The organism is Klebsiella sp. CN_Kp113, from assembly GCF_040064585.1.
Taxonomy (GTDB): domain Bacteria; phylum Pseudomonadota; class Gammaproteobacteria; order Enterobacterales; family Enterobacteriaceae; genus Klebsiella; species Klebsiella michiganensis.
Genome location: NZ_JBEAID010000018.1, coordinates 19,504 through 44,452, shown reverse-complemented (window position 1 = coordinate 44,452; position 24,949 = coordinate 19,504). Strand labels below are relative to the sequence as shown.

At 58.0% G+C, this 24,949-nt stretch carries 24 protein-coding genes and 1 pseudogene; 18 read left to right on the top strand and 7 right to left on the bottom strand.

Annotated features, from left to right (window positions below):
* Positions 1–900 carry an O-acetylserine/cysteine exporter gene (gene eamA / locus ABLV30_RS10295; protein WP_014229493.1) on the top strand — a complete coding sequence of 300 codons (900 nt, stop codon included), beginning with the start codon at positions 1–3 and terminating at the stop codon, positions 898–900.
* A gap of 32 nt (positions 901–932) precedes the next feature.
* On the opposite strand, the gene marB is transcribed toward eamA, so the two are convergent.
* Genes marB through marR form a run of 3 tightly spaced genes read right to left on the bottom strand, consistent with a single transcriptional unit; the run spans position 933 to position 2,014 of the window.
* On the bottom strand, positions 933–1,151 hold the full coding sequence (gene marB, locus ABLV30_RS10290) for a multiple antibiotic resistance protein MarB (protein WP_004851184.1): 219 nt from the start codon (positions 1,149–1,151) through the stop codon (positions 933–935).
* Between the two features lie 30 nt (positions 1,152–1,181).
* Positions 1,182–1,562, bottom strand: coding sequence for an MDR efflux pump AcrAB transcriptional activator MarA (gene marA / locus ABLV30_RS10285; protein ID WP_004102351.1), 381 nt, complete (start codon positions 1,560–1,562; stop codon positions 1,182–1,184).
* A gap of 17 nt (positions 1,563–1,579) precedes the next feature.
* A complete protein-coding gene (gene marR / locus ABLV30_RS10280; RefSeq protein ID WP_004102349.1) occupies positions 1,580–2,014 on the bottom strand; it encodes a multiple antibiotic resistance transcriptional regulator MarR in 435 nt (144 codons plus the stop codon).
* A gap of 261 nt (positions 2,015–2,275) precedes the next feature.
* Here marR and ABLV30_RS10275 point away from each other — a divergent pair, with 261 nt between their 5' ends.
* Positions 2,276–2,944: a MarC family NAAT transporter gene (locus ABLV30_RS10275; protein ID WP_004119839.1), complete on the top strand. Its 669-nt coding sequence runs from the start codon at positions 2,276–2,278 to the stop codon at positions 2,942–2,944.
* 76 nt (positions 2,945–3,020) lie between these two features.
* Here the strand turns inward: ABLV30_RS10275 and ABLV30_RS10270 are convergent, their stop codons facing one another.
* On the bottom strand, positions 3,021–4,220 hold the full coding sequence (locus ABLV30_RS10270) for a sugar transporter (protein ID WP_014838591.1): 1,200 nt from the start codon (positions 4,218–4,220) through the stop codon (positions 3,021–3,023).
* Positions 4,221–4,425: 205 nt separating this feature from the next.
* On the opposite strand from ABLV30_RS10270, the gene ABLV30_RS10265 reads away from it, so the two are divergent.
* Both ABLV30_RS10265 and ABLV30_RS10260 read left to right on the top strand, forming a co-directional pair.
* Positions 4,426–5,217 carry a PhzF family phenazine biosynthesis protein gene (locus ABLV30_RS10265; protein ID WP_187228218.1) on the top strand — a complete coding sequence of 264 codons (792 nt, stop codon included), beginning with the start codon at positions 4,426–4,428 and terminating at the stop codon, positions 5,215–5,217.
* 9 nt (positions 5,218–5,226) lie between these two features.
* Positions 5,227–6,015: a PhzF family phenazine biosynthesis protein gene (locus ABLV30_RS10260; RefSeq protein ID WP_064381067.1), complete on the top strand. Its 789-nt coding sequence runs from the start codon at positions 5,227–5,229 to the stop codon at positions 6,013–6,015.
* 119 nt (positions 6,016–6,134) lie between these two features.
* Here ABLV30_RS10260 and ABLV30_RS10255 read toward each other — a convergent pair whose 3' ends face one another.
* The gene (locus ABLV30_RS10255; protein WP_187228217.1) at positions 6,135–7,079 is read right to left on the bottom strand and encodes an L-lactate dehydrogenase; all 945 of its coding nucleotides are present in this window, start codon (positions 7,077–7,079) and stop codon (positions 6,135–6,137) included.
* 145 nt (positions 7,080–7,224) lie between these two features.
* Here ABLV30_RS10255 and ABLV30_RS10250 point away from each other — a divergent pair, with 145 nt between their 5' ends.
* Entirely contained in the window at positions 7,225–7,707 is a 483-nt protein-coding gene (locus ABLV30_RS10250; RefSeq protein ID WP_014229488.1) for a GNAT family N-acetyltransferase, read from the top strand.
* Here ABLV30_RS10250 and ABLV30_RS10245 read toward each other — a convergent pair.
* Complete coding sequence (locus ABLV30_RS10245; protein ID WP_004851166.1) at positions 7,661–8,539, bottom strand: LysR family transcriptional regulator; 879 nt, start codon at positions 8,537–8,539, stop codon at positions 7,661–7,663. The two genes, ABLV30_RS10250 and ABLV30_RS10245, sit on opposite strands and share 47 nt — an antisense overlap.
* A 105-nt stretch (positions 8,540–8,644) precedes the next feature.
* On the opposite strand from ABLV30_RS10245, the gene sad reads away from it, so the two are divergent.
* The 7 genes from sad (at position 8,645) to ABLV30_RS10210 (ending at position 16,008) form a co-directional block, all read left to right on the top strand.
* On the top strand, positions 8,645–10,030 hold the full coding sequence (gene sad, locus ABLV30_RS10240; protein ID WP_049083833.1) for a succinate-semialdehyde dehydrogenase: 1,386 nt from the start codon (positions 8,645–8,647) through the stop codon (positions 10,028–10,030).
* Between the two features lie 204 nt (positions 10,031–10,234).
* Positions 10,235–11,161: a glutaminase B gene (glsB, locus tag ABLV30_RS10235; protein WP_014229486.1), complete on the top strand. Its 927-nt coding sequence runs from the start codon at positions 10,235–10,237 to the stop codon at positions 11,159–11,161.
* A complete protein-coding gene (locus tag ABLV30_RS10230; protein WP_004851158.1) occupies positions 11,161–11,535 on the top strand; it encodes a DUF4186 domain-containing protein in 375 nt (124 codons plus the stop codon). Before glsB ends, ABLV30_RS10230 begins: the two co-directional genes overlap by 1 nt.
* A 107-nt stretch (positions 11,536–11,642) precedes the next feature.
* Entirely contained in the window at positions 11,643–13,055 is a 1,413-nt protein-coding gene (locus ABLV30_RS10225) for a GGDEF domain-containing protein (protein WP_004851155.1), read from the top strand.
* A gap of 89 nt (positions 13,056–13,144) precedes the next feature.
* Complete coding sequence (locus ABLV30_RS10220; protein WP_134898115.1) at positions 13,145–13,675, top strand: GNAT family N-acetyltransferase; 531 nt, start codon at positions 13,145–13,147, stop codon at positions 13,673–13,675.
* Positions 13,676–13,786: 111 nt separating this feature from the next.
* Positions 13,787–15,238 (top strand): tagaturonate reductase, encoded by a 1,452-nt coding sequence (locus tag ABLV30_RS10215; RefSeq protein ID WP_064357368.1) that lies wholly within the window; start codon positions 13,787–13,789, stop codon positions 15,236–15,238.
* A 329-nt stretch (positions 15,239–15,567) separates the two neighbouring features.
* Positions 15,568–16,008 (top strand): GNAT family N-acetyltransferase, encoded by a 441-nt coding sequence (locus tag ABLV30_RS10210; RefSeq protein ID WP_038424555.1) that lies wholly within the window; start codon positions 15,568–15,570, stop codon positions 16,006–16,008.
* A gap of 233 nt (positions 16,009–16,241) precedes the next feature.
* On the opposite strand, the gene tam is transcribed toward ABLV30_RS10210, so the two are convergent.
* Positions 16,242–16,994, bottom strand: a complete 753-nt coding sequence (gene tam, locus ABLV30_RS10205) for a trans-aconitate 2-methyltransferase (protein ID WP_187228215.1) — start codon at positions 16,992–16,994, stop codon at positions 16,242–16,244.
* Between the two features lie 184 nt (positions 16,995–17,178).
* On the opposite strand from tam, the gene ABLV30_RS10200 reads away from it, so the two are divergent.
* From ABLV30_RS10200 to ABLV30_RS10175, 6 genes and pseudogenes are all read left to right on the top strand, one after another.
* On the top strand, positions 17,179–17,979 hold the full coding sequence (locus ABLV30_RS10200; protein WP_025105744.1) for an MBL fold metallo-hydrolase: 801 nt from the start codon (positions 17,179–17,181) through the stop codon (positions 17,977–17,979).
* Between the two features lie 240 nt (positions 17,980–18,219).
* A complete protein-coding gene (locus ABLV30_RS10195) occupies positions 18,220–18,639 on the top strand; it encodes a hypothetical protein (protein WP_004851141.1) in 420 nt (139 codons plus the stop codon).
* A 72-nt stretch (positions 18,640–18,711) separates the two neighbouring features.
* Positions 18,712–19,080: a copper-binding protein gene (locus ABLV30_RS10190; protein ID WP_025105743.1), complete on the top strand. Its 369-nt coding sequence runs from the start codon at positions 18,712–18,714 to the stop codon at positions 19,078–19,080.
* Between the two features lie 13 nt (positions 19,081–19,093).
* Positions 19,094–20,336: pseudogene (locus ABLV30_RS10185) on the top strand (TolC family protein).
* Positions 20,336–21,805 (top strand): efflux RND transporter periplasmic adaptor subunit, encoded by a 1,470-nt coding sequence (locus ABLV30_RS10180; RefSeq protein WP_187228213.1) that lies wholly within the window; start codon positions 20,336–20,338, stop codon positions 21,803–21,805. Before ABLV30_RS10185 ends, ABLV30_RS10180 begins: the two are co-directional and overlap by 1 nt.
* Positions 21,802–24,915, top strand: a complete 3,114-nt coding sequence (locus ABLV30_RS10175) for an efflux RND transporter permease subunit (protein ID WP_064392449.1) — start codon at positions 21,802–21,804, stop codon at positions 24,913–24,915. Before ABLV30_RS10180 ends, ABLV30_RS10175 begins: the two co-directional genes overlap by 4 nt.
* Positions 24,916–24,949 lie beyond the last annotated feature (34 nt).

The following is a 24,949-nucleotide window of genomic DNA, read 5'->3' as shown; positions in this document are numbered from 1 at the left end:
ATGACGCGTAAAGACGGGCTGCTGGCATTGCTGGTGGTGGTGGTATGGGGGCTGAATTTCGTGGTGATCAAGGTGGGGCTGCATAATATGCCGCCGCTGATGCTCGCCGGACTGCGCTTTTTGCTGGTGGCTTTCCCGGCGCTGCTCTTCGTCGCGCGGCCAAAAATTCCGCTGAGCCTGCTGCTGGGCTACGGCCTGACGATTAGCTTCGGTCAGTTTGCGTTTTTGTTCTGCGCGATTAGCCTCGGCATGCCTGCCGGACTGGCATCGCTGGTGCTGCAGGCGCAGGCCTTTTTCACCATCATTCTCGGGGCGTTTATTTTCGGCGAACGTTTGCAGGGGAAACAGCTGGCGGGGATCGCGCTGGCGATTTTCGGCGTACTGGTGCTGGTCGAAGCCAGCCTCGGCGGCCAGCATGTCCCGCTGGTGGGCTTTATGCTGACGCTGGCCGCGGCGCTGAGCTGGGCCTGCGGCAATATCTTCAACAAGAAAATTATGTCGCATGCGAGCCGGCCGCCGATTATGTCTTTGGTGGTATGGAGCGCGCTGATCCCGGTGCTGCCGTTTATGCTGGCGTCGTGGATCCTCGACGGCCCGCAGGTCATGGCGGAAAGCCTGCTGCATATCGACCTGCTGACGATCCTGTCGCTGCTCTATCTGGCGTTTATTGCCACCATCGTCGGCTATGGTATTTGGGGGGCGCTGCTCGGCCGCTATGAAACCTGGCGCGTGGCGCCGCTGTCGCTGCTGGTGCCGGTGGTCGGGATGGCCAGCGCGGCCTTATTGCTCGGCGAGACGCTGAATAGCCTGCAGCTGCTGGGCGCGGTACTGATTATGGCCGGGCTGTATATCAACGTATTTGGCCTGCGGATCGTGCGTCCGGGCATGGCGCGGGGGTAAAAAAAAGCCCCGGTCACGGGGCTAAAGGGATTTTACAGGCTTTGCTGGTTGTAATAGGGCACGCCCAGTTCATCTGATTTATCACTGCCAGAGGCCATGTGATTGAAATCAAAAGGCGAATCATTATGTTCGGAAGGAATAATCATCGCATCCCGGTTGTTGTGGCGAACCGGGGTGCTGGTTTGCTCCGCATAACTTTGGCTCGAGACCAGCGCCAATAGCACGATGGCGGCGGAAGCGAATAGTTTCATGATTTCCTCAATACGTCTTTTTGCAGGCGGTTAACAACAGTTATTTAATGGGAGCAGGTAGCGCGACTCGCCCGGCACGTTGGTAATACGATACTGGTGCGGCGGAACATCGAAATAGTTCTTAAAAGTTCGCGTCAGCGTTTGCTGCGATTCAAAGCCATAGCGTTCGGCCAGGTATAAGATAGGCTCGTTGCTCTGCTTCAGCTTCTGCGCGATCTCGGTCAGCTTACGGCTGCGGATATACTGTCCCAGCGAGTGACCGGTCTCTTTCTTGAACATTCTTTGCAGGTGCCACTTGGAGTAACCTGAGCGCTCTGAAACCTTCTCCAGCGACAGGGGCGATTCCAGGTTATCCTCGATCCACGACAAAATACTATGGATAGTGATGGCGTCGTTATTGCGTCTGGACATCATCTTACCTCTTCTTATTACGACAGAACTTTTTTGAGTAAACACTCAAGAGTGGCCACTTCATCCGTCGACAGATTTTTTGTTAGTTCCTGGTGCAATTTCTGACCCACAACCTGATGACATTGCTCACAAAGGGCTGCGCCGTCTGGCGTTAACTGTACCAGCACGCCACGCTTGTCAGTCGGGTTGGGTAACCGTTCAATCCAGCCTTTACAGACCAGGCGGTCGAGCATGCGCGTCATTGCGCCTGGGTCGACCGAAAGCACGGTTTTCAGCTCAACGGGGGTAATACACACTTCGCAACGAATGGAACAGAGCACCCGGAACTGGGTGGAAGTAATATCCATCGGCGAGAGATAGTCGTTGAGCAGGCGATCTTTTTTCTGGTTAACCATCTGGATCAAGCGGCCAAGAGGGATCATTTCGTTAAACAGGTCGCTTGTACTTTTCACAATGGTTGCCCAGGCAATGACTTAGTTGCGGGAGATATTATTGCCTAGGCAAATATAAGTCAACCTGATGAATTAGCCGATGCCACGATTTGCTAAAACGAATTGTTGTGAGGCAGGTCACTCTATTTCACGTTGTTATCTTATGATTTGAAGGAAGGGTGAATGCGTCCTGAGGAGAACGGGTACAATCTGGCAACAGACGATATACTCAGCACGCGTCATTTTTTTGATAATCCAATATTGACAGGACCTTAATTCACTATGATGGATCTTTTTAAAGCGATAGGCCTGGGACTGGTAGTGATTCTACCGCTGGCGAACCCGCTGACTACCGTGGCGCTGTTCCTTGGCCTGGCCGGGAATATGAATAACGCCGAGCGTAACCGTCAGTCGCTGATGGCCTCGGTTTATGTGTTCGCCATCCTGATGGTCGCCTGGTATGCCGGCCAGGTGGTGATGAACACCTTCGGAATTTCGATTCCCGGTCTGCGTATTGCCGGCGGCCTGATCGTCGCCTTTATCGGCTTCCGCATGCTCTTTCCCCAGCAAAAAGCCCATGATTCGATGGAAGCTAAGCTGAAATCGGAAGAGCTCGAGGATGAACCGACGGCGAATATCGCCTTCGTTCCGCTGGCGATGCCAAGCACCGCAGGGCCGGGGACAATCGCGATGATTATCAGCTCAGCGTCTACGGTAAAGCACGGGGCGAGCTTCCCGGACTGGGTTGTGCTGGTCGCGCCGCCGATTATTTTTGCCCTGGTCGGGATTATCCTGTGGGGCTGTCTCCGCAGTTCCGGGGCAATCATGCGTCTGGTCGGGAAGGGCGGCATTGAGGCGATTTCCCGCCTGATGGGCTTCCTGCTGGTCTGTATGGGCGTGCAGTTTATTATTAACGGCGTGCTGGAGATTATTTCCACTTATCACGCCTGACGGTCATCGCCGTCCTGATACCAGACGTAAAAAAACCTGCCGATCTCACGGCCGGCAGGTTTTTTTAGCAGCACGATCAGGAGTGATGCGGCTGCTGATCTTCCAGCGACACCGGCCAGCGGCGGAAAATCATCACCGCCCACACTAACGCGACGACCGCAGGGATCGCCCCGACATAGCCAATGGACGCCATTGACAGATGGGTACTGACCTGGCTGCCCACCAGCGCGCCCGCGCCGATGCCGATATTAAAGATCCCCGAAAATAACGACATCGCCACGTCGGTCGCGTCCGGCGCCAGCGCCAGCACTTTGACCTGCATACCGAGACCGATAATCATGATCGCCACGCCCCAGAAGACGCTCAGCAGCATCAGGTGGTTGGCGTTGTGCGAGGCGGGCAGCAGCAGCAGCAGGCACGCCAGCAGCAGGCCAATCGCCGCGTTAATTAACCCGGACGCATGCAGGTTGCCGAGCTTACCAAAGAGGATGCTGCCGACGATGCCCGCGCCGCCCAGGGTCAACAGCAGCACGGTAGCAAAGTTGCCGCTCAGGCCGGCGACCGTCTGAACGAACGGTTCAATGTAGCTGTAGGCGGTATAGTGCGCGGTCACCACAATCACCGTCAGCAAATAGATGCTCAGCAGCGCAGGGCGACGGAACAGCACCGGCAGGCTTTTCAGCGACCCTGAGTGCTCGCTCGGCAGCTTAGGCAGCAGCTTGATCAGGCAAACCATGGTAATCAGCGCGCCGAGGCCGATGACCAGGAACGTGGTGCGCCAGCCAAAGTATTGCCCGACGATACGGCCAATCGGGATACCGAAGACCATCGCCAGCGCGGTACCGGTGGCAATCAGGCTCAGCGCCTGCGCGCGTTTACCCGCAGGCGCCATTCGTATAGCCAGCGCCGAGGTGATTGACCAGAACACCGCGTGGGCAAAGGCGATACCGATACGGCTGATCACCAGCACGTTGAAGTTCCAGGCCAGGAACGACAGCACGTGGCTGGCGATAAACAGGATAAACAGGCCAACCAGCAGGCGACGGCGCTCCATCTTGCTGGTCAGCAGCATAAAGGGCAGCGACATCAGGGCGACAACCCAGGCGTAGATCGTCAGCATAATCCCAACCTGCGCCGTTTCCATGCCAAAGCTGTCGGCGATATCCGACAGCAGGCCCACGGGCGCAAATTCGGTGGTATTAAAGATAAATGCCGCAATCGCAAGCGTGACTACGCGCAGCCACGCGACCTTGCGTGAAACCGTATTTGTCATCATAAGTTCAGGGCTGGTTACAAAGAGGAAAGAAGTGGGACGATCTTAAAACGATTGCTGCTGAAAATACAACCATTTTGTGATCTACATCTCATTTTCGCTTCAGCCAGATTTTCGGTACTAACGGATTAATTTTTCTATTAAACGTGTGGATTTCTCACGTTTATGTCATGTTATCGATAAGTAAAAAAAATAGAGGGACAGAACAATGCAGGAAATTAGCTTTTATCTGGTGGATGCCTTCAGCGATCGGAGCTTTGGCGGCAACGCGGCGGCCGTCTGCCCGCTGACCGAATGGCTGCCGGACGAAACGCTGTTGAAAATGGCGCAGCAGCACAATCAGTCGGAGACCGCGTTTTTTGTGCGTACGGATGAGGGGTATGAGCTACGTTGGTTTACCACGCTGGATGAGATCAACCTTTGCGGCCACGCGACCCTGGCGGCCTCGCACGTCATTTTTGAATATTTTGACCACCCCTCATCGACAATCGTATTTAGTACCCGCTTTGTCGGCGAGCTTCGCGTCACGCGCAGCGGCGACTGGCTGACCCTGGATTTCCCGGCCTGGGCGACGACCGCCGTTGAGCAGCCGCCTGCGGAGCTGCTGGGCGGGCTGGGGCTGAGCGACGCGGTGGAAGTCCGCGTGGCGCGTGATTACCTGGTGGTTTTAGCCGACCGCCAGCAGGTGGAAGCGGTGCGTCCGGATATGCAGCTGCTTGAGCGCCTCGGCAAAATGATCTGTATCAGCGCCCCGGACGAAGAGTATGACTTTGTCAGCCGTTTCTTCTGTCCGGGCGAGGCGGTGGCGGAGGACCCGGTCACCGGCTCGGCGCACAGTATGCTGATTCCCTACTGGGGCGAGAAGCTCGGCAAAACGGACATGCAGGCGCGGCAGGTGTCGGCCCGCGGCGGCGACCTGCGCTGCCAGTGGCGGGGCAACCGGGTTCTGATCGGCGGTCAGGCTACTACCTACTTAATCGGCACGATTACGCTTCGTTAAGGAGGGACGATGACGGAAATTCCTTTTTATCTGGTGGCGGCGTTCAGCGACCAGCCTTTCGCCGGCAACCCGGCTGCGGTATGCCTGCTTAAAAAGTGGCTGCCGGATGAGCTGCTGCTCAAAATGGCGCAGCAGCACAACCAGTCGGAAACCGCGTTTGTGGTACCTGAGAGCGATGGTTTTGCGCTGCGCTGGTTTACCACCCGCAATGAGGTCAATCTCTGCGGCCACGCCACGCTTGCCAGCGCGCACGTGATATTTCATCACCTGGATTATCCTGATGCGCTGATTCACTTTGCGACCGCTTCTGGTCGGCTGACCGTGAGCCGCGAGGGCGACTGGCTGACCCTGGATTTCCCGGCGGGAGAAACGGAAGAGCGCGAGCCGCCCGCGGAGATGCTCTCCGCGCTGGGGATTGAGCGCTACCTGCATGCCCGCAAGGGGCGCGCATGGCTTATCGAACTGGCCTCCCGTGACCAGGTCGAAGCCCTGCGGCCGAATATTGCTGCGATGACGCCCGGCGAACATAAAGTGACCGTGACCGCCGCGGGCAGCGGGGAATATGACTTCGTTAGCCGCTTTTTCTCACCCGGTGAAGCGGTGTGGGAAGATCCGGTAACCGGTTCGGCGCATACTATGCTGATCCCCTACTGGAGCGCAAAGCGGGGTAAAACTCAGCTGCTGGCGCGACAGGTTTCCGCGCGCGGCGGCGATATGCGCTGCGAGCTGAAAGGAAAACGCGTATTGATGAGCGGCCAGGCGGTGACCTATTTAAATGGCGTAATAACGCTACGCTAGCTCACCCGTCATCATAAGACGGGATCGGCAACAGACCCGCCGATCCCGAATCCGAGTGGGTTACACGGCAAACTTATCCTGCGCGCTATTTCTGCGAAACCCGCAGGGAAAATAGGCCATCACGGTAGACGGGCGATATTGGCTTTAATCACTTCGATAGAGTGGCGGAATTTCTCCGCTTCATCATCGGCCAGCTGCAGCTCAATAATCTGCTGCACGCCGCTTTGCGTCAGCACCGCGGGAACGCCAGCCGCCGCGCCGGTTACGCCATATTCCCCGTCAAGAATGCACGACACCGCCAGCGCGCGATGGCTGCCGGTGAAAATATTGCGGCAGATTTCGGCGATGGTTCCGGCGACGCCGTACTCCGTGCAGCCTTTGCCGGCGTAAATCTCAAACCCCAGCTTGCGCACTTTTTCGGCAATCAGCTCCCGGTCGAGAGCCTGGCCGGTATGTTTGTGGTAAACATCGGCGATGGCGGAGCCGTAAACCGCCGAGTGTGACCACACCGGAAACTGGGTATCGCCATGCTCGCCAAGAATAAAGGCGTCGATGCTTTGCGCGCCGATATCCAGCGCCTGGGCCAGTACCCGGCGTAAGCGCGTCGTGTCCAGCCAGACGCCGGTACCCAGCACCTGGCCGCGCGGCAGGCCCGAAAGCTGCCACACCTGCCAGGTGATGATGTCGCAGGGGTTGGTGGCAACCAAAAAGATGCCGTTGAAGCCGCCGCGCATCATCTGCGGGACGATGCTTTTGACGATTTTTGCCGTGTTGGTCAGTTCGTCCAGCCGGGTTTGACCCGGCTTGAGCGCGCCGCCGGAAACGGTGATAACCGCGATATCGACATCGGCGCAGTCGCTGGCTTCCCGGGTGGAAATCGTCATCATGCCCGGCATGTAGGCGGCCGCGTCGCTCAGGTCCTGAGCGTGCGCTTCGGCGCGTGGTTTATTGAGATCGACAAGGATCAGCTCCTCGCAAATATTCTGGTTTAACAGGGCGTAGGCCGCTGAGGCGCCGACGTTTCCGGCCCCGACAATCATCACCTTGCGCGCTTTGGTATTCATCGTATTTTCCTGATAAAAGACGTTATGTCGCAAAATTACTGCCTCTCAAGGGGGGAGCGCAAGTCGGGTCAGAAGCTATAAGTTAATGCTATGGCGGCTCCGCGGACGCCCCGCGCTACAGTACGCTCAAAAAAGGAGCTTCTTTATGTACACTATCGCCGCGACCCCGCTAAATCACCCGGACCTGACCGCCTTAATTGCCGAGCTGGACGCATACCAGCAGACGCTCTACCCGGCGGAAAGCAATCATCTTATCGACCTGAGCGCGCTACCGGCGGCGTCGGTCATCGCGCTCATTATCCGCGATGGGCAGCACCGGGCCGTCGGCTGTGGGGCCATCGTGCTCGGCGAAGAGGGGATTGGCGAGATGAAAAGGGTGTTTATTCACCCGGCCCATCGCGGCCAGCAGCTGGGGGAAAAACTGCTGGCGGCGCTGGAGAAAGAGGCGATAAATCGCGAATGCCATACCGTACGCCTGGAAACGGGCATCCATCAGCACGCCGCCGTCGCGTTATACACGCGCAATGGCTACCAGACCCGCAGCGCCTTTGCGCCGTATCAGCCGGATCCGTTAAGCATTTTTATGGAGAAGCTGCTGCTTGTCGATCTTCGTTCAGCAGCGCTATAAACGCCTCGAGCTGGCGAGTTTTCGCCCCGCGCCGCCAGACCAGCCAGGTCGTCAGCCAGCGCCACTCTTCGGCCAGCGGCCAGGCGGATACCTGCTGATGGCCCGGCATACTCTCCAGCATACTGCGCGGCATCAGCGCCAGTCCGGCGCCTGCAATGACGCAGGCCAGCATCCCGTGGTAGGACTCCATCTCATGGATCCGCCCCGGGGTGGCGCGATCGGCGTGGAACCAGCTCTCAAAATGACGGCGATAGGAGCAGTTGGCGCGAAATGCGTAGACGCTGGCGCCGTTCACTTCGCTGGCGCGGGCGATGGGCGGGTGGCCAAAGGGCGCGACGATCATCATCTCTTCCGGGAATACCGGTAACCCCTCCAGCCCCGGGTGCACCAGCGGACCGTCAACGAACGCTGCGCTCAGATTTCCCTCAAGTACGCCGTCGATCATGGTGCCGGAAGGACCGGTGGAGAGGGCCAGGTGAATCTTGGGATAGCGCTGATTAAAATGCGCCAGGGTAGGGGAAATGCGCACGGCGGCCGTACTCTCCAGCGAGCCGAGCGAAAACAGCCCCTGAGGTTCATCTCCGGCGACCACCATCCTCGCTTCATCAACAAGGGCGAGGATCTGCTGGCTATAGCGTAAAAAGCTGTGCCCGGCGGGGGATAACCGCAGCCGCTGATTTTCGCGAATAAACAGTTCGACGCCGAGATCCGCCTCCAGCTGGCGGATGCGTGTAGTCAGGTTTGACGGCACGCGATGCACCTTCTGCGCGGCCTGGGTAATGCTGCCGGTGCTGGCGACGGCGTTGAACATCTCAAGCTGGGTCAGATCCATGGTGTTCTTCTTTTGTGAATGGGTTGCTTAATATTATTCATTTTTAATGAAAGGAAGGGTAAGCCAGAATAAGGTCACTTCGCAATCAACACAGAGAGAAAAACGATGAATTTATCTGCTACTCATGCGATTTCCGTGAGTCCGACCACCGGTGAAACTTTGTCGTCTGTGCCCTGGGCCAGCGAACAGCAGGTCGATGCGGCCATTGCCCTTGCGGAACAGGGGTATCGTCAGTGGCGCAACGTCAGCGTGGCGGAGCGCGCGGCGACGCTGCGTAACGTCGGTAGCGCGATGCGCGCCCGTGGCGAAGCGCTGGCGCAAATGATTAGTCGCGAAATGGGTAAACCGATTGCCCAGGCGCGCGGCGAAGTGGCTAAATCCGCCAATCTTTGTGACTGGTATGCTGAACACGGCCCGGCGATGCTCAATACCGAGGCGACGCTGGTTGAAGACAATAAAGCGGTGATTGAGTACCGCCCGATGGGGGCTATCCTCGCTGTCATGCCGTGGAACTTCCCGGTGTGGCAGGTGCTGCGCGGCGCGGTGCCCATTCTGCTGGCGGGCAACAGCTATCTGCTTAAGCATGCGCCAAACGTGCTGGGCAGCGCGGCGATGATCGGCGAAATTTTTGCCGCTGCGGGCGTGCCGGACGGCGTCTTTGGCTGGGTGAACGCCACCAACGATGGTGTTTCGCAAATGATTAACGATCCGCGCATCGCCGCGGTGACCGTCACCGGCAGCGTGCGCGCCGGGAAGGCCATTGGCGCACAGGCCGGCGCGGCGTTGAAAAAATGCGTGCTGGAGCTGGGCGGCTCCGATCCCTTTATCGTGCTTAACGATGCCGACCTTGACGAGGCGGTGAAAGCGGCGGTGATAGGTCGCTACCAGAATACCGGTCAGGTCTGCGCCGCGGCGAAGCGTTTTATCGTCGAAGCGGGCATCGCCGAGGCCTTTACGCAGAAATTTGTCGCCGCCGCTGCCGCGCTGAAAATGGGCGACCCGCGCGATGAGCAGAACTATATTGGGCCGATGGCGCGGTTCGATCTGCGCGATGAGCTGCACGAGCAGGTGAGCGCGACCCTAAAAGAGGGGGCGACCCTGCTGCTGGGGGCGGAAAAAATCGAAGGCGCCGGCAACTACTACGCGCCGACGGTGCTCGTAAACGTTACCGCGGAGATGACCGGTTTCCGCGAGGAGCTGTTTGGCCCGGTGGCGACGATTACCGAAGCCCGCGATGCCGATCACGCGCTGGCGCTGGCTAATGACAGCGAATTTGGCCTTTCAGCAACGGTTTACACCACCAGTGAAGCGCAGGCCCAGCGTTTTGCCGATGAGCTGGAGTGCGGCGGAGTGTTTATCAACGGCTACTGCGCCAGCGATGCCCGCGTGGCGTTCGGCGGCGTGAAGAAAAGCGGATTTGGCCGCGAGCTCTCCCATTTTGGTCTGCATGAATTCTGCAACGTGCAGACCGTCTGGAGAGATCGCCGCTAGCCTGCGGAAAAATCCCCGGGTTGCGGTTAACGCCTTTCCCGGGCTACCGATTCGTGCGATTTGCGGGTTTGGTAGCCCGGGCAGGCGCCCCGCTGACGAGCGAACCATCCCCCTGGCGACGCGAGGGCGAGAAAGAGGCTGTTTCTTCGCGTCCCGTGCGCCTATAATTACCGCCCGAATTTTGTTGTTGGCAAGGAGCCGCGCGTGGCGACGGTAATGAATAACGCAATGCTCGATGCCATTTTGGCTGAAGTCAGGCCGCTAATTGGTCGCGGTAAAGTGGCGGACTATATTCCGGCGCTGGCCAGCGTCAGCGGCGATAAGCTCGGCGTGGCTATCTGTACGGTCGACGGTCAGCACTACAGCGCCGGCGACGCGCACGAGCGCTTCTCTATCCAATCTATCTCGAAAGTCCTGAGCCTAGTGGTCGCGATGAACCACTATCAGGAAGAGGAGATCTGGCAGCGGGTGGGTAAAGATCCCTCCGGCCAGCCTTTCAACTCGCTGTTGCAGCTGGAAATTGAACAAGGCAAACCGCGCAACCCGTTTATTAATGCCGGGGCGCTGGTGGTCTGCGATATGCTGCAAAGTCGTCTCAGCGCGCCTCGTCAGCGGATGCTGGAAATCGTGCGTCGTCTGAGCGGTGTGGGCGATATCGCCTATGACCCGGTGGTTGCCCGCTCGGAGTTCGACCATTCGGCGCGCAATGCCGCGATAGCCTGGCTGATGAAATCCTTCGGTAATTTCCATAACGATGTCGCCACGGTGCTGCAAAACTATTTCCACTACTGTTCGCTGGAGATGAGCTGCGTAGAGCTGGCGCGCACCTTTCTGTTTCTTGCCGACCGAGGTATCGCTCCGCACCTTGAGACGCCGGTTATCGCCCCCATTCAGTCGCGGCAGGTCAACGCGCTGATGATGACCAGCGGCATGTATCAGAACGCCGGTGAATTTGCGTGGCGCGTCGGTTTACCGGCGAAATCCGGCGTCGGCGGCGGGATTGTGGCCATCGTTCCGCAGGAGATGGCGATTGCGGTCTGGAGCCCGGAGCTCGATGACGCCGGGAACTCGCTGGCCGGGATCGCTTTACTGGAAAAACTCACTCAAAAACTGGGGAGGTCGGTATTCTGATGGTGCCCATAGAAAACCTGTTTGCCCGCCTGCAGCGCTCCACTTTTCGCTCCCGTTTTCGCCTCGGCGTGAAAGAACGGCAGTATTGTTATGATAAGGGCGCGGAGGTTATCGACCAGCACGCGGCGGACTTTATCGCCAGTCGGCTGGCCCCTGCGCAAATTCCTAACGACGGTAAGCAGACCCCGATGCGCGGACATCCGGTGTTTATCGCCCAGCATGCCACCGCGACCTGCTGTCGCGGCTGTCTGGAAAAGTGGCACGCGATCCCGCGGGGGCGCGGCCTCAGCGACGAAGAGCAGCGCTACGTGGTGCAGGTGATTCACCACTGGCTGGTGATCCAGATGAATTCGCCGGACCGCAGCAGACCGTAATTCATCGGGCGGCGGTATATGCCTGATAATTATTCTCATGATATGATGAACCGCTTACTAATTATTAACATAATAATTGCCTGAAACAATTAGACGGATAATCATGAATGTCTCCACTGTCGATTCGGTCATTCACGCTGTTTCGTGAGGAACAGCCCGTGCGTGATGCGCTGGTGTTGTTCACTTTAACGCTACTACTGCATTTCTTTGGCGCGATGCTGCGTCTGGTACAAGAATTGTCGTTCTTCTGGCCGCTGAACGCGGTAATGGCGGGGATTTTTGCGCGTTATATCTGGCTAAATCGCAGCTATTTTTACGCCGTTTGTTTTGCCGCCATGCTGGTATATGACGGTTTAACATCTCGTTGGGGAATGGGGTTCGCCTCCTTTCTGATCAACTTCTCCAATATCGTTTTTATCGTCACCCTGGCGCAGCTCATTTTGTGGGATAAGCGCCGGGCTGATTCGATGCCGGGACCGATAAATGCGCTAAGCCTGTTTTGCTACTGTCTGCTGGCGGCGCTGCTCTGCGCGGCCGTCGGGGCGCTGGGTTCGGTAGATGTGGAACGCGCCACGTTTATTCCCCAACTGGCGGACTGGTTTAGCGAACAGTTTTCGACTGCTGTGCTGATCCTGCCGTTCATTTTAACCCTCACGCTCCCTTCGGCGTTCGGGCGTTTTCGCCTGCGTCAGCTGTTGCCGGCGATTGCGCTGGTGCTGTCGATTGTGCTCGGCGTGGCGGTGGGCGGGGCCGGGAGCATAACCTTCCCGTTACCGGCGCTGATTTGGTGCGCGATTCGCTATCCGCTACCGTTAACCTGCCTGTTGACCTTTATTACCGGGATTAGCGAAATTCTGCTGGTGGCGAACTCGCTTATCCATCTCTCCCCCGATACCCGGATGCAGCCGTGGCAGCTGTTTTCAACGCGCCTGGGGATTGCTGCGATGCTGATCAGCCCCATCATCGTCGCTTCCAGCGTTGAGGCGATTAATAACCTGGTCAAACAGCTGGCCCTGCGCGCTGATTTCGACTTCCAGACCCGGGTCTATTCTCGCTCCGGGCTAAGCGAAGCGTTGAAACGTCAGCCGATCGCGGAAAACGAGCTGCTCACCGTGATGGTGCTCGACATCGACGGCTTCAAGCAGGTTAACGATCGCTGGGGCCACGAGTGCGGCGATTGTATGCTGGCCCAGTTTGCGCAGCAGGTGCGGCAGCTGGTGGGTGAAGAGGGCATGGTGGCGCGTATTGGTGGAGAAGAGTTTGCCGTCGCGGCGCTGACCTCATCCGCGCGAGACGGAGTGCTGCTGGCGGAAAAAATTCGCCAGGGCATCGAGTCGCAAACCTTCACCTGGGGGCAAAACAGGATCCAGCTGACCATCAGCATGGGGCTGGAGAGCCGGGCGCCAGGTTCAGCCAGAATAACGGATCTGTTCAACCAGCTGCTCATGGTCGCCGATGATTCTATGATTCGGGCAAAAAAAGCCGGACGCAATCGTATTTTTACGCAAGAAATGGTGTGAATCGTACATAAGAAAATACGATGGTAATTCCGCTTGTGTTAAATATAAGTTAAAAACATAGTGATGTGGTCAATTTCAAGGAGTTACCTATGGCCACATCCTTTTCTCTGCGCACGCTGTCGCGTGACGATATTCTTGAACACCTTCCTGAATTAACCGACATCCTCGTCAGCTGCGTCAACGGCGGGGCCTCGGTGAGCTTTATGCTGCCTTTTTCCCCGGAAACCGCGACGGCGTTCTGGCTGCGAATGGCGCAGAGCGTCGCCGCCGGTGAGCGCATTGTTCTCGCCGCAGCGGATGCGCAGCAGCGGCTTGTTGGTACGGTACAGCTGATTACCGACCAGCCGGAAAACCAGCCGCACCGCGCCGATGTCGCCAAACTTCTGGTTCACCAAAATGCGCGGCGTCAGGGGCTGGCGAATGCGCTGATGTCCCGACTGGAAGCCATCGCGCGCGAGCAGGGTAAGAGCGTTCTGGTGCTGGATACGGCGACCGGCAGCGGAGCAGAAAACTTTTATGTACAGTGTGGTTGGGAAAAAGCCGGGGAAATTCCACGCTATGCGCTGATGCCCGACGGCGAGCTGACGGCAACATCGCTGTTCTATAAATTTCTGTCATAAATTTTATATTGCATACAGCTTTGATCAAAACAGGGTTTCACTTGCGTAAAAACCTGATAACTTATTGGACCAATTACTCAGGTTGTATGACTACTCTATGAGGGAACCCTTGTGAAAACACTAAACCGTCGCGATTTCCCGGGCGCGCAGTACCCTGAACGTATCATTCAGTTTGGCGAAGGTAACTTCCTGCGCGCGTTTATCGACTGGCAGATCGATCTGCTGAACGAGCATACCGACCTGAATGCCGGGGTGGTGATCGTGCGTCCGATTGAGAGCTCATTCCCGCCGTCCCTCAGCACCCAGGATGGCCTCTACACCACGATTATTCGCGGCCTGAACGAGAAAGGGGAAGCGGTCAGCGATGCGCGTCTGATTCGCTCGGTAAACCGCGAAATCAGCGCCTATGCGGATTACGATGAACTGCTGCAGCTGGCGCACAACCCGGATATGCGGTTTGTGTTTTCCAATACCACCGAAGCGGGTATTAGCTACCACGCGGGCGACCGCTTCGACGATGCGCCTGCGGTGAGCTATCCGGCTAAACTGACCCGCCTGCTGTTTGAACGCTACAGCCATTTCTCCGGCGCGGCGGATAAAGGCTGGGTCATCGTTCCCTGCGAGCTGATTGATTATAACGGTGAAGCGCTGCGGGAACTGGTGCTGCGCTATGCGCAGGAGTGGGCGCTGCCGGAAGCGTTTGTGGCATGGCTGGATGAAGCCAACGCTTTTTGCTCTACCCTGGTAGACCGTATTGTGACCGGCTATCCGCGCGATGAAGCCGCGCAGATTGAAGAGCAACTGGGGTATAAAGACGGTTTCCTCGATACCGCCGAACATTTCTACCTGTTTGTCATTCAGGGGCCGAAATCCCTGGCCGCCGAGCTGCGCCTCGATAAGCTACCGCTTAATGTGCTGATTGTTGACGATATTAAACCGTACAAAGAGCGTAAAGTGGCCATTCTTAACGGCGCGCACACCGCGCTGGTGCCGGTCGCCTTCCAGGCAGGCCTGGATACGGTGGGCGAAGCGATGAACGATGCGGAAATCTGCTCATTCGTCGAGAAGGCGATTTATCAGGAGATTATTCCGGTTCTCGATCTGCCGCGCGATGAGCTGGCGTCCTTCGCCAGCGCGGTAACCGGTCGTTTCCGTAACCCGTACATCAAGCATCAGCTGCTGTCTATCGCGCTGAACGGCATGACTAAATATCGTACCCGCATTCTGCCGCAGCTGCTGGCGGGCCAGAAGAAAGAGGGGGCTCTCCCGACGCGTCTGACCTTTGCGCTGGCGGCGCTGATCGCCTTTTATCGCGGCGAGCGTAACGGTGAGAACTATCCGGTTCAGGATGATGCCGAATGGATGGAGAGCTATAAGGCGCTATGGGCCCAGCATCGGGATGCGCAAATTACCACCGGCGAGTTGGTAAAAGCCGTACTGTCCGTTGAATCCCACTGGGAGCAGGACCTGACGAAAGTGCCGGGTCTGGTTGATCGGGTCACGCAGGATCTGGATGCTATTCTGCGCGACGGCATGCGCGCCGCCGTTAAGCCATTATGCTGATACTCTAAAGTCCGCTGACGGACGACCAGAATAGCGTCGATTGTGTCGGCCGGGTAAGGCGTCAGCCGCCGCCCGGCACTCATCCGGGCACATTCCTGAAGCGATGGAGCATCACTCTCAACCCGGCAGCTGCCGGGTTAGTTTGGCATTCGCATTAGTTACAACATACTGATGTGTTTTTTTATAAACGCAGATCTGAAAGATTGTGCCCATTTCGTCCGGCAGCGGAAACAGGGGCAATTAAGAGAAAAAGATGAATTGTGCCCCCGGCGGTTGAACAAATTATCTGACTGGAAAATAATGGCTTATCCAAACGAGGGATGAGACCCATGGTCATTGAAATTCGTGAAGTGAGCCAGCAGGACAAAGCGCAGTGGCTACAGCTTTGGGAAGGCTATACCCGTTTCTACGGTAGCCCGCAGCCATCCGACGTCACGGAATATACCTGGCAGCGGATGCTTGATTCCGCTTCTCCCATGCTGGGTCGGGTTGCCCTGGCGGATGGCAACATCGCTGGATTTGCGATTTGTGTCCTTCACGAAGGCACCTGGGTAAAGACGCCTGTTTGCTATCTGGAAGATCTGTTTGTTGCCCTGCCGATGCGCGGAAAAGGCATCGCCAGGGCGTTGATGCAGGCGCTGCAAGCGGAAGGGAAAGAGAAAGGGTGGTCGCGGCTGTACTGGCACACTCGTACTGATAATCCGGCCCGGCGTCTGTATGATGAATTTACGCCCGCCGATGACTATGTTCGTTACCGCGTGACGCTCTGAAAATCTGAGATTAAGAAGTTATTAAGATTTCCCCTGTAAAACAGGGGAAACGACTCAGGAGTAACAAAATGGAAAAACGCATAGAGACGGTTGTGAACCTCATCATGTTTCTTTCGCTGTTGGCCACCGCATGGGATCTCTCTCTGGTCCATCATCTGTCCTGGTAAACCTGGCCTACGGCGCCTGCTTCCTGCGCCGTAGCGTTCTCTCCCTCTTTTTACACTCCGATGACGCTAGCGGCGCGCGACGATAAACAGGCGCGGAAATCGCAGCAGTACCTTTCCGTTACACTGTAACGGATAGTGCTGTTTCAGCCGCTCCAGATAGCGTCCGAGAAACGCCTGGCGCTGCTGTTCGTCAAGCGGTTGTAAAAACGGTCGCAGGCCCGTTGACTGTAGCCATTCAATAATGGCCTGGTGCGATGCCAGCGGGTGATGGTAGGTGGTGCGCCAGATATCCACCTCGCAGCCGCTGGTGGTCAGCATATCGTAATACTCCGACACATCCGGCAGCGGCTGCCGCCCACTGGCCGGATGCCCCAGCTCTTCAGCAACCTGACGCATCAGCACGTGCGAGGGCTCTTGCCAGTTCACCGGCATTTGCACCGCCAGTACGCCGTTTTTCGCAAGATTGCTGACCAGATATGGGAAAAGGCGCTGATGATCCGTGAGCCACTGCAGCGAAGCATTGGCATAAATCACGTCCGCCGGCCGCTCGGGGCGAAATGTAGCGATATCCGCCTCGACGAACCGGCAGTCCGGTAGCCGCCGGGAGGCCTCTTCCAGCATGGCCGGAGAATTATCAACGCCGATAATCGTGGCATCTGGCCAGGCATCGCGCAGCAGAGCGGTACTGTTGCCAGGTCCGCAGCCCAGATCAACGGCCAGCGTGGCGGGATGGTGGGTGATGCGGGCGAGAAGCTCGGCGGCGGGCCGCGTACGCTCAGCCCCGAATTGCAAATAAAGTGAAGGATTCCAGTCTGCCATAGCGCGCTCCGGTTAAGAGAAACTCGTTCATCAGCATAGACGGCAATGCTTATCTGGCAACTAAACAGAATCAATATGTTACTTTGTTGTGACGCTGTCACTTTTCCTTATGCAGGGTTCATCACGGCATCCCCGCCAGCGGTTGGCTACAGTAGGCGTCGCAAACCAGGGGGATGGTCATTAAATGGCGTTAATCATTAAGGTGTTACTCGAAAACCGGCTCGGCAAGGGGCAGGACAGCCTGCTGCAGGCGAAACCCGGATTAAGCCTGCTTGTGGAGGATGAAACCAGCCGGGTGCTGTTTGATACCGGGCCAGACGGCACGTTTCTTCATAATGCGCAGCGTATGGGCGTCTCTTTATCTGACCTGACCGCCACGGTGCTCTCCCATGGACATTACGATCACTGCGGCGGGGTGCCGTGGCTGCCGGACAACAGCCGTATTATTTGTCATCCGCAGATTGGACTCACCCGCTACTCGGCGTTATCTCTCGCAGGACGCAACTGGAAAGTCAAAAAGCTGTCGCGAGATATCGACTACTCCCGCCACCGCATGGAGTACAGCCGCGAGCCGGTGGCGATCGGCGAACGACTGCTGTGGTCCGGTGAGATTACGGTCGCTCACCCGCGTGCCTATGGCCTCCTGACGGGTCAATCCCAGGGTGAGGACTATATTGTCGATGAAGGCGTCCTGATCTACCGCTCGACGCGAGGGTTAGTCATTATCTGCGGCTGCGGACATCGCGGATTGATCAATACCGTTCGCCACTGCCAGAAGATCACCGGCATCCAGCAGATATACGCCATCATCGGCGGTCTTCATCTGCGCAGCGCGCCGCCGTGGGCAATTCGTCAGCTTAGACAATTCTTGCGCCAGCAGAAGGTCGAGGAGGTGATGGCCTGCCACTGCACCGGTTCATGGGGGCGCTGGTGGCTAGCGGAGAGTAGCGCGCCGGCAACCGGCGATACGTTGGTGCTGGAATAATAATCGCGTTCACTTTTGCTAATTACATATAAATAACATTTTTGCTATTTATTAAATACATTATCCGCCGGCTATACACCTTCCCCCAAGGGGAAGGTCAAATACTGATATCCCTTTTTGGTGTAAATATTTATAGAGAAACTTCATTCTATTTAACCTGGAGTTTTCTCTTTGAAATATCGTTTAATTCTTGCAGTGAGTATGATTTAATCCAGCGGTCGTCTAATTGCGAATATCACTATGATTCAGTCACTACAGGCATTATTTAAACAAGCAACCCGGCGCCGGCTTCGTATCCGCGCAGGGCTTGTTATTGCCTGTTGGTTACTGCTCAACCTTCAGCTCGCCGTCGCGGCGCACCATGGCGGCCAGCAGCAGCCCGCGGCGCCGCAGGTGCAGATTCACCATATTGTCGATGGCATGATGAACATGCCCGGCATGGAAAACGTCGGCCAGAAAGTTATCTGTGAGAAGCACTGCGACCCCGATACCGCGCAGCCTAACTCTTTAACCTCTCTACAGCTGAACGCGCTCCCCTCCGAAACCGCGCTACTCGTGGTTTCCCCGCAGCAGGAGACCTGCGCTGAACGTATGGACTGGCGCACGCCGCCGGTCACCGGTCCGCCGGTTGAGATACGCTTCTGCCGTTTCAGGGAATAACGCACCGTTAAAAACATCCATCAGATCTGCCCGGTCTGCGGGCGACTTTATGTTTTTTTCGGAGACTTTATTATGCGTTCGACCTCTATTTTTCTGCTTATTACCAGCGTACTGACCTTTTCCTTCAGCGCATTTACCGCCAGCGCGGAAGACGCCGCGATGCACCATCACACCATGTCCTCCATGGCGGATATGCCGGAGATGAAGAAGGCGGATGATTCCGCCACGCTTTATTCGGCCAGCGGGGTCATTAAAGCCTGGCGCGACGATGCCGTCGTGATTGCCCACTCTCCGGTTACCGAGCTGAACTGGCCGGCGATGACCATGAGCTTTGCGCTCGCTGATAACCACGATAAAAAGCTGGCAGTGGGAGAGCAGGTCGATTTCACCTTCCGCCAGGCCGACTCCGGCTACGCGATCGTTTCAATTACCGCGCGATAATTCCGGAGTCATTATGCACATCTTCAATAAGGCGGCCTGCGGGCTGCCGCTTTTACTATCGCTGATGTCCACCAACGGCTGGGCAACGACGCTCGCGGAGGCCCTGTCGGCGGCGGAAAACTACTCCGCCGAGCTCTCCGCCAACGATCATCAGGTTAACGCTTTGAAGAATATGGCGGATTCCGCGATGCAGCTCCCCGATCCGAAGCTGAAATTTGGTATTGAAAACGTCCCGCTGGGCGGCAATAACGCCGGCCGTCTCACCCGCGAGGGGATGACCATGCAAAGAGTTGGCGTGATGCAGGACTACGTCAGCAGTACCAAGCGTGAACGGAAAGCCGACTCCATTACCGCCGAGGCGCGCCAGACCGCCGCTAATGCCGATGTTATTCGTGCCCGGCTGCAGCGGGAAACCGCCCAGGCGTGGCTGGCGCTGGCGCTGGCGCAGAAGTCGCTGCGCTCGGTGCAGACGTTGATTAGCGAAACGTCCCGGCAAATCGACGTACAAAAGGCCGGCGTCAGCAGCGCCAGCGCCAGTCCCAGCAGCGTGCTGGACGTTCAGCTGGCGCTGAATGCGATGAAAAATGAGCAGGATAACGCCCGCCGCGATGTACAGATCGGCACGCCTGTTGCAGCTCACCGGGAAGGAGATCCGCGATATCTCCGGCCCGCTGCCGCGCATTGAACGTCTGCCTGCCGACGAAGCCGACTTAATGGCCGGGATTAAACTTCACCCGGAAGTGATCCAGGCCGCCAGAGAAGCCGATCTGGCGAAAGCGAAATCAGGTCAGTCGGAAGTCGCGGCGATCCCCGACGTGGGCGTTGAGGTTTATTACGCCCGACGCGGTGATGATTATGACGACATGGTGGGGGTCATGTTTACCGTCGATATGCCTATTTTTCAGGGCAAACGTCAGGACAAAGACCACGCAGCGGACGTCTCCCGTACCTATGAAGCCAACGATCGGCTGACGTTATTGATGCGCGAACATCAGGCGCAGCAGTATCAGCTGATTTCGCAATATAACGCCGCGAAAGCCATTTACGATCGCCAGCAAAGCGAGATGCTGCCGCTGCTGCGCAAGAAGGTGAGTCTCGTCAATGCCCAGTATCGGGGCGGCAGCTCCGCGCTGCCTGAACTGCTCGCCGCCCGTCGCGATCTCCTGAGCGGAGAAATTGCCAGCAACAATGCGGAGAAAGCGCTTGCCGATGCGTGGGCCGCTATTCGCTACCTTATTCCACAGGATGTTAAATAATGAAGCTTAAATCTGCTCTTACCCTTGTGGCGCTGGTCGTCGCCCTTGCCGCCGCGGGCGGCTACTGGCTGGGGTCGCGAAGCGCGCCGATGCCCGCCGCTGGCGGCGGCCAGGCGGAAACGGGCCGCAAAGTGCTGTACTGGTACGATCCAATGGCCCCCGCTACGCGCTTTGATAAACCGGGTAAATCGCCGTTTATGGATATGGATCTGGTGCCGCGCTACGCCGATGAAGGCGCGGGAGAAGACGCCGGGGGCGTGCAGATTAGCGCCCGCCAGCAGCAAAACCTTGGCGTCCGTACGGCGAACGTCTCCCGCCAGACGCTGGCGATGAAGCTCAATGCTTTTGCTACCGTGGCCATTGATGAGCGGGGCGTTGAAACGGTACCGGCGCTGGCCAGCGGTCTGATTGAGAAACTTTACGTCAACGCCTCCCAGCAGTTTGTGAAAAAGAACGAGGCGCTGGCGGAGCTGTGGATCCCGCAGTGGGCGGCGGCGCAGCAGGAGTATCTGGCGGTGAGGCGGCTGGGCGATAGCGGGCTGACCGCCGCGGCCCGCGACCGCCTGCGGCTGCAGTTTATGCCGGAAGCGGTTATCCGTAGCGTTGAGCGCAGCGGTCAACCGCAAACCCGCATGACGGTGCGCGCGCCGCACGATGGCTACGTCAGCAAGCTGGATGTGCGCACCGGCGCGCAGGTCACGACAGCCCAACCGCTGTTCGAGCTGGCCAGCCTCGATCCGGTCTGGATCGTGATTGATTACCCGCAAAGCCAGGCCAGCCTGCTGCGCGAAGGCAGTAAGGTGACAGCCACCACCGGCAGCTGGCCCGGTATGGCGTTTCAGGGAACCGTCAGCGAACTGCTTCCCGACCTCGAAGCCACCACCCGTACGTTGAAAGCCCGCGTAGTGCTGAATAATCCGCAGCATCGGCTCAAGCCGGGCATGTATTTGAACGTTGAGCTGGCTGAGGCGCAGCAGGAGAGCGCCGTTCTGGCTATTCCGGAAGAGGCATTAATTGCCACCGGCACCAGCAATCGGGTGCTGATCGCCGACGGCGAGGGGCATTTCCGTCCGGTCGAGGTGACCGCAGGGCGAACGCAGAATGGTCTGGTTGAGATTAAATCCGGCCTCGAAGCGGGCCAAAAGGTGGTGACTTCCGGGCAGTTCCTGATTGACTCCGAAGCCAGCCTGCGCAGCGCGCTGCCGCAAATGGCCGGGCAAGAGGAGGAAGCAAAAAGCTACTCAGCGCAGGGCGTTATTAAGGCCGTGAACGATGAGGCGGTAACCATTGCGCACCAGCCGGTACCGGCGCTGAAATGGCCGGCGATGATCATGGATTTTGCTATTACGCCGCAGCTGCGGGAACAGATGCGGCCCGGCGAGTCGGTGATGTTTCACTTCGTCCTGACCGATGAAGGGGCGCGAGTCACCTCAATGATGCCGCTGAACGGCGCTAAGGAGCAGCCATGATTGCCGCCGTTATCCGCTGGTCATTGCGCAACCGCCTGCTGGTATTGCTGGCGACGCTGATTATGGCCGCCTGGGGCGTCTGGTCGGTACAGCAGGCGCCGCTGGACGCGCTGCCGGATCTCTCCGATACCCAGGTGATCATTCGCGTGAGCTATCCGGGGAAAGCGCCGCAGATTGTCGAAGATCAGGTGACCTACCCGCTGACCACCACCATGCTGTCGGTGCCGGGAGCGAAAACCGTGCGCGGCTTTTCGATGTTCGGCGATGCTTATGTCTATGTGCTGTTTGATGATGGAACGGACCCGTACTGGGCGCGCTCCCGCGTGCTGGAGTACCTGAGCCAGGTCCAGAGCAGCCTGCCGGCGGAAGCGAAAGCGTCGCTGGGGCCGGATGCCACCGGCGTCGGCTGGGTGTTTGAATATGTGCTTACCGACAAAAGCGGCCAGCATAGCCTCGGCGACCTGCGGGCGATTCAGGACTGGATCCTCAAATATGAACTGAAAACCGTGCCGGATGTTTCGGAGGTGGCCAGCGTCGGCGGAATGGTCAAAGAGTATCAGGTGATCCTTAATCCTGACCGGCTGCGGGCGCTGAACGTCACCCACGAGCAGGTGATTAGCGCGATCCAGAGCGCCAACCAGGAAGGGGGCGGTTCGGTGCTCGAGCTGGGCGAAGCCGAATATATGGTGCGCACCACCGGCTACCTGAAGTCCATCGACGACTTTAACCAGGTGGTTATCGCTGCGCGCAGCGGCGTGCCGGTGCTGCTCTCCGACGTCGCCAGCGTGCGCCGGGGACCGGCGATCCGGCGCGGCGTCGCCGAGCTCAACGGCCAGGGCGAGGTGGCGGGCGGGATAATCATTATGCGCTCGGGTAAAAACGCGCTCAGCACCATTAACGCGGTAAAGGCCAAACTGGCGGAAGTGCAAAAAAGCCTGCCCGCAGGCGTGGAGATTGTTCCGGTCTACGATCGTTCGCAGCTGATTAAAAACTCCGTCGAGACCCTGACCCATAAGCTCATTGAGGAGTTTATCGTCGTGGCGGTGGTCTGCTCGCTGTTTCTGTTCCACTTCCGCAGCGCGCTGGTGGCGATGATCACGCTGCCGCTGGGGATCCTTGGCGCGTTTATTGTGATGCACTATCAGGGCGTCAGCGCCAATATGATGTCGCTCGGCGGGATTGCGATCGCCATCGGGGCCATGGTCGATGCGGCAATCGTGATGATAGAAAATATGCATAAGGTTCTGGAGCAGTGGCGGCACGAGCACCCTGAACGCCAGCCGTCCTCCGCCGACTACTGGCAGATTGCCCAGCACGCGGCGTCGGAAGTGGGGCCGGCGCTGTTTTGCAGCCTGCTGATTATCACCCTGTCGTTTATTCCGGTGTTCACCCTCGAAGCGCAGGAGGGCAAGATGTTCTCGCCGCTGGCCTTCACCAAAACGTATTCGATGGCGGTGGCCGCCGGACTCGGGATCACCCTGGTGCCGGTGCTGATGGGCTACTTTATTCGCGGCAAAATTCCTGATGAAACCGCCAATCCGCTCAACCGCTGGCTGATTCGCGCCTATGAGCCGCTGCTGGATAAAGTTTTGCAGTGGCCGAAGGCGACGCTGGCGGCGGCGGGCCTGCTGCTGGTTGCCACGCTGTGGCCGCTGGCGCAGCTCGGCAGCGAATTTCTGCCGCAAATTGACGAGGGTGACCTGTTGTATATGCCCTCCACGCTGCCGGGGATCTCCAGCCGCGAAGCCGGACGCTTGCTGCAGCAGACCGACCGTCTGATCAAGACCATTCCTGAAGTGCAAAGCGTATTCGGCAAGGCCGGGCGGGCGGACAGCGCTACCGACCCGGCGCCGCTGACCATGCTGGAAACCACGATTCAGTTCAAGCCGAAAAGCGAATGGCGGCCCGGCATGACCATGGATAAGCTGATCGAGGAGCTCGACAATACGGTGAAGGTACCGGGGATAGCCAACGTCTGGGTACCGCCGATCCGTAATCGCCTGGACATGCTGGCGACCGGCATCAAAAGCCCGGTCGGCATCAAAGTGAACGGTAACAATCTGGCGGAGATCGAAAAGACCGCCGAAGAGATTGAGCGCATCGTGCGTAGCGTACCGGGGGTGACGTCGGCGCTGGCGGAACGCCTCGACGGCGGCCGCTATATCGATATCGCTATCGACCGGGTGAAAGCCGCCCGCTACGGCGTGTCGGTGAAGGAGCTGCAGTCAATCGTCGCCAGCGTCGTCGGCGGCGATAACATCGGCGAAACCATCGAGGGGCGAGAACGTTACCCGATCGGCGTCCGCTACCCGCGCGAAATGCGCGACTCGCTGCAAAAGCTGCGCGATCTGCCGGTAGTGACCAGCGGCGGGGCGCAGGTAGCGCTCTCGGAACTGGCGGACATCACCATTACCGACGGCCCGCCGATGCTGAAAAGCGAAAACGCCCGCCTGTCGGACTGGATCTACGTGGATATTCGCGGGCGCGACTTAAAATCCGCAGTTGATGAAATGCAGAGCGAGGTCGGCAAACGGGTCAGGCTGCCGGAAGGCATCTCGCTGACCTGGTCCGGGCAGTATGAGTACCTCGAGCGCGCCACCGCGAAGCTGAAAATCGTGCTGCCGTTTACCCTGATGATTATCTTTATCCTGCTTTACGTCACTTTCAGCCGCGTTAAAGACGCTCTGCTGATTATGGGAACTTTGCCGTTTTCGCTGATCGGCGGCGTCTGGCTGCTCTGGCTGCTGGGCTACAACCTGTCGGTAGCCGCCGCCGTGGGCTTTATTGCGCTTGCCGGCGTGGCGGCGGAGTTCGGGGTGATTATGGTGCTCTATTTGAACCAGGCGATCGCGAAACGCCGCCCTGAGCTGAACGATCGCGCGCTCAACGAGGCGATTCATGAAGGGGCCGTGCTGCGCGTGCGCCCGAAAGTGATGACCGTGGCGACAATCATGGCCGGACTGCTGCCGATTATGTGGGGAGGGGGCACCGGATCGGAGGTGATGCAGCGTATCGCCGCGCCGATGATCGGCGGGATGATCACCGCGCCGCTGCTCTCGATGCTGGTGATCCCGGCAGTCTATCTCCTGACGCACCGTAACAAACGCTAAAGTACAACGCCCGGGCCAGGCGGCTCGGGCGTGA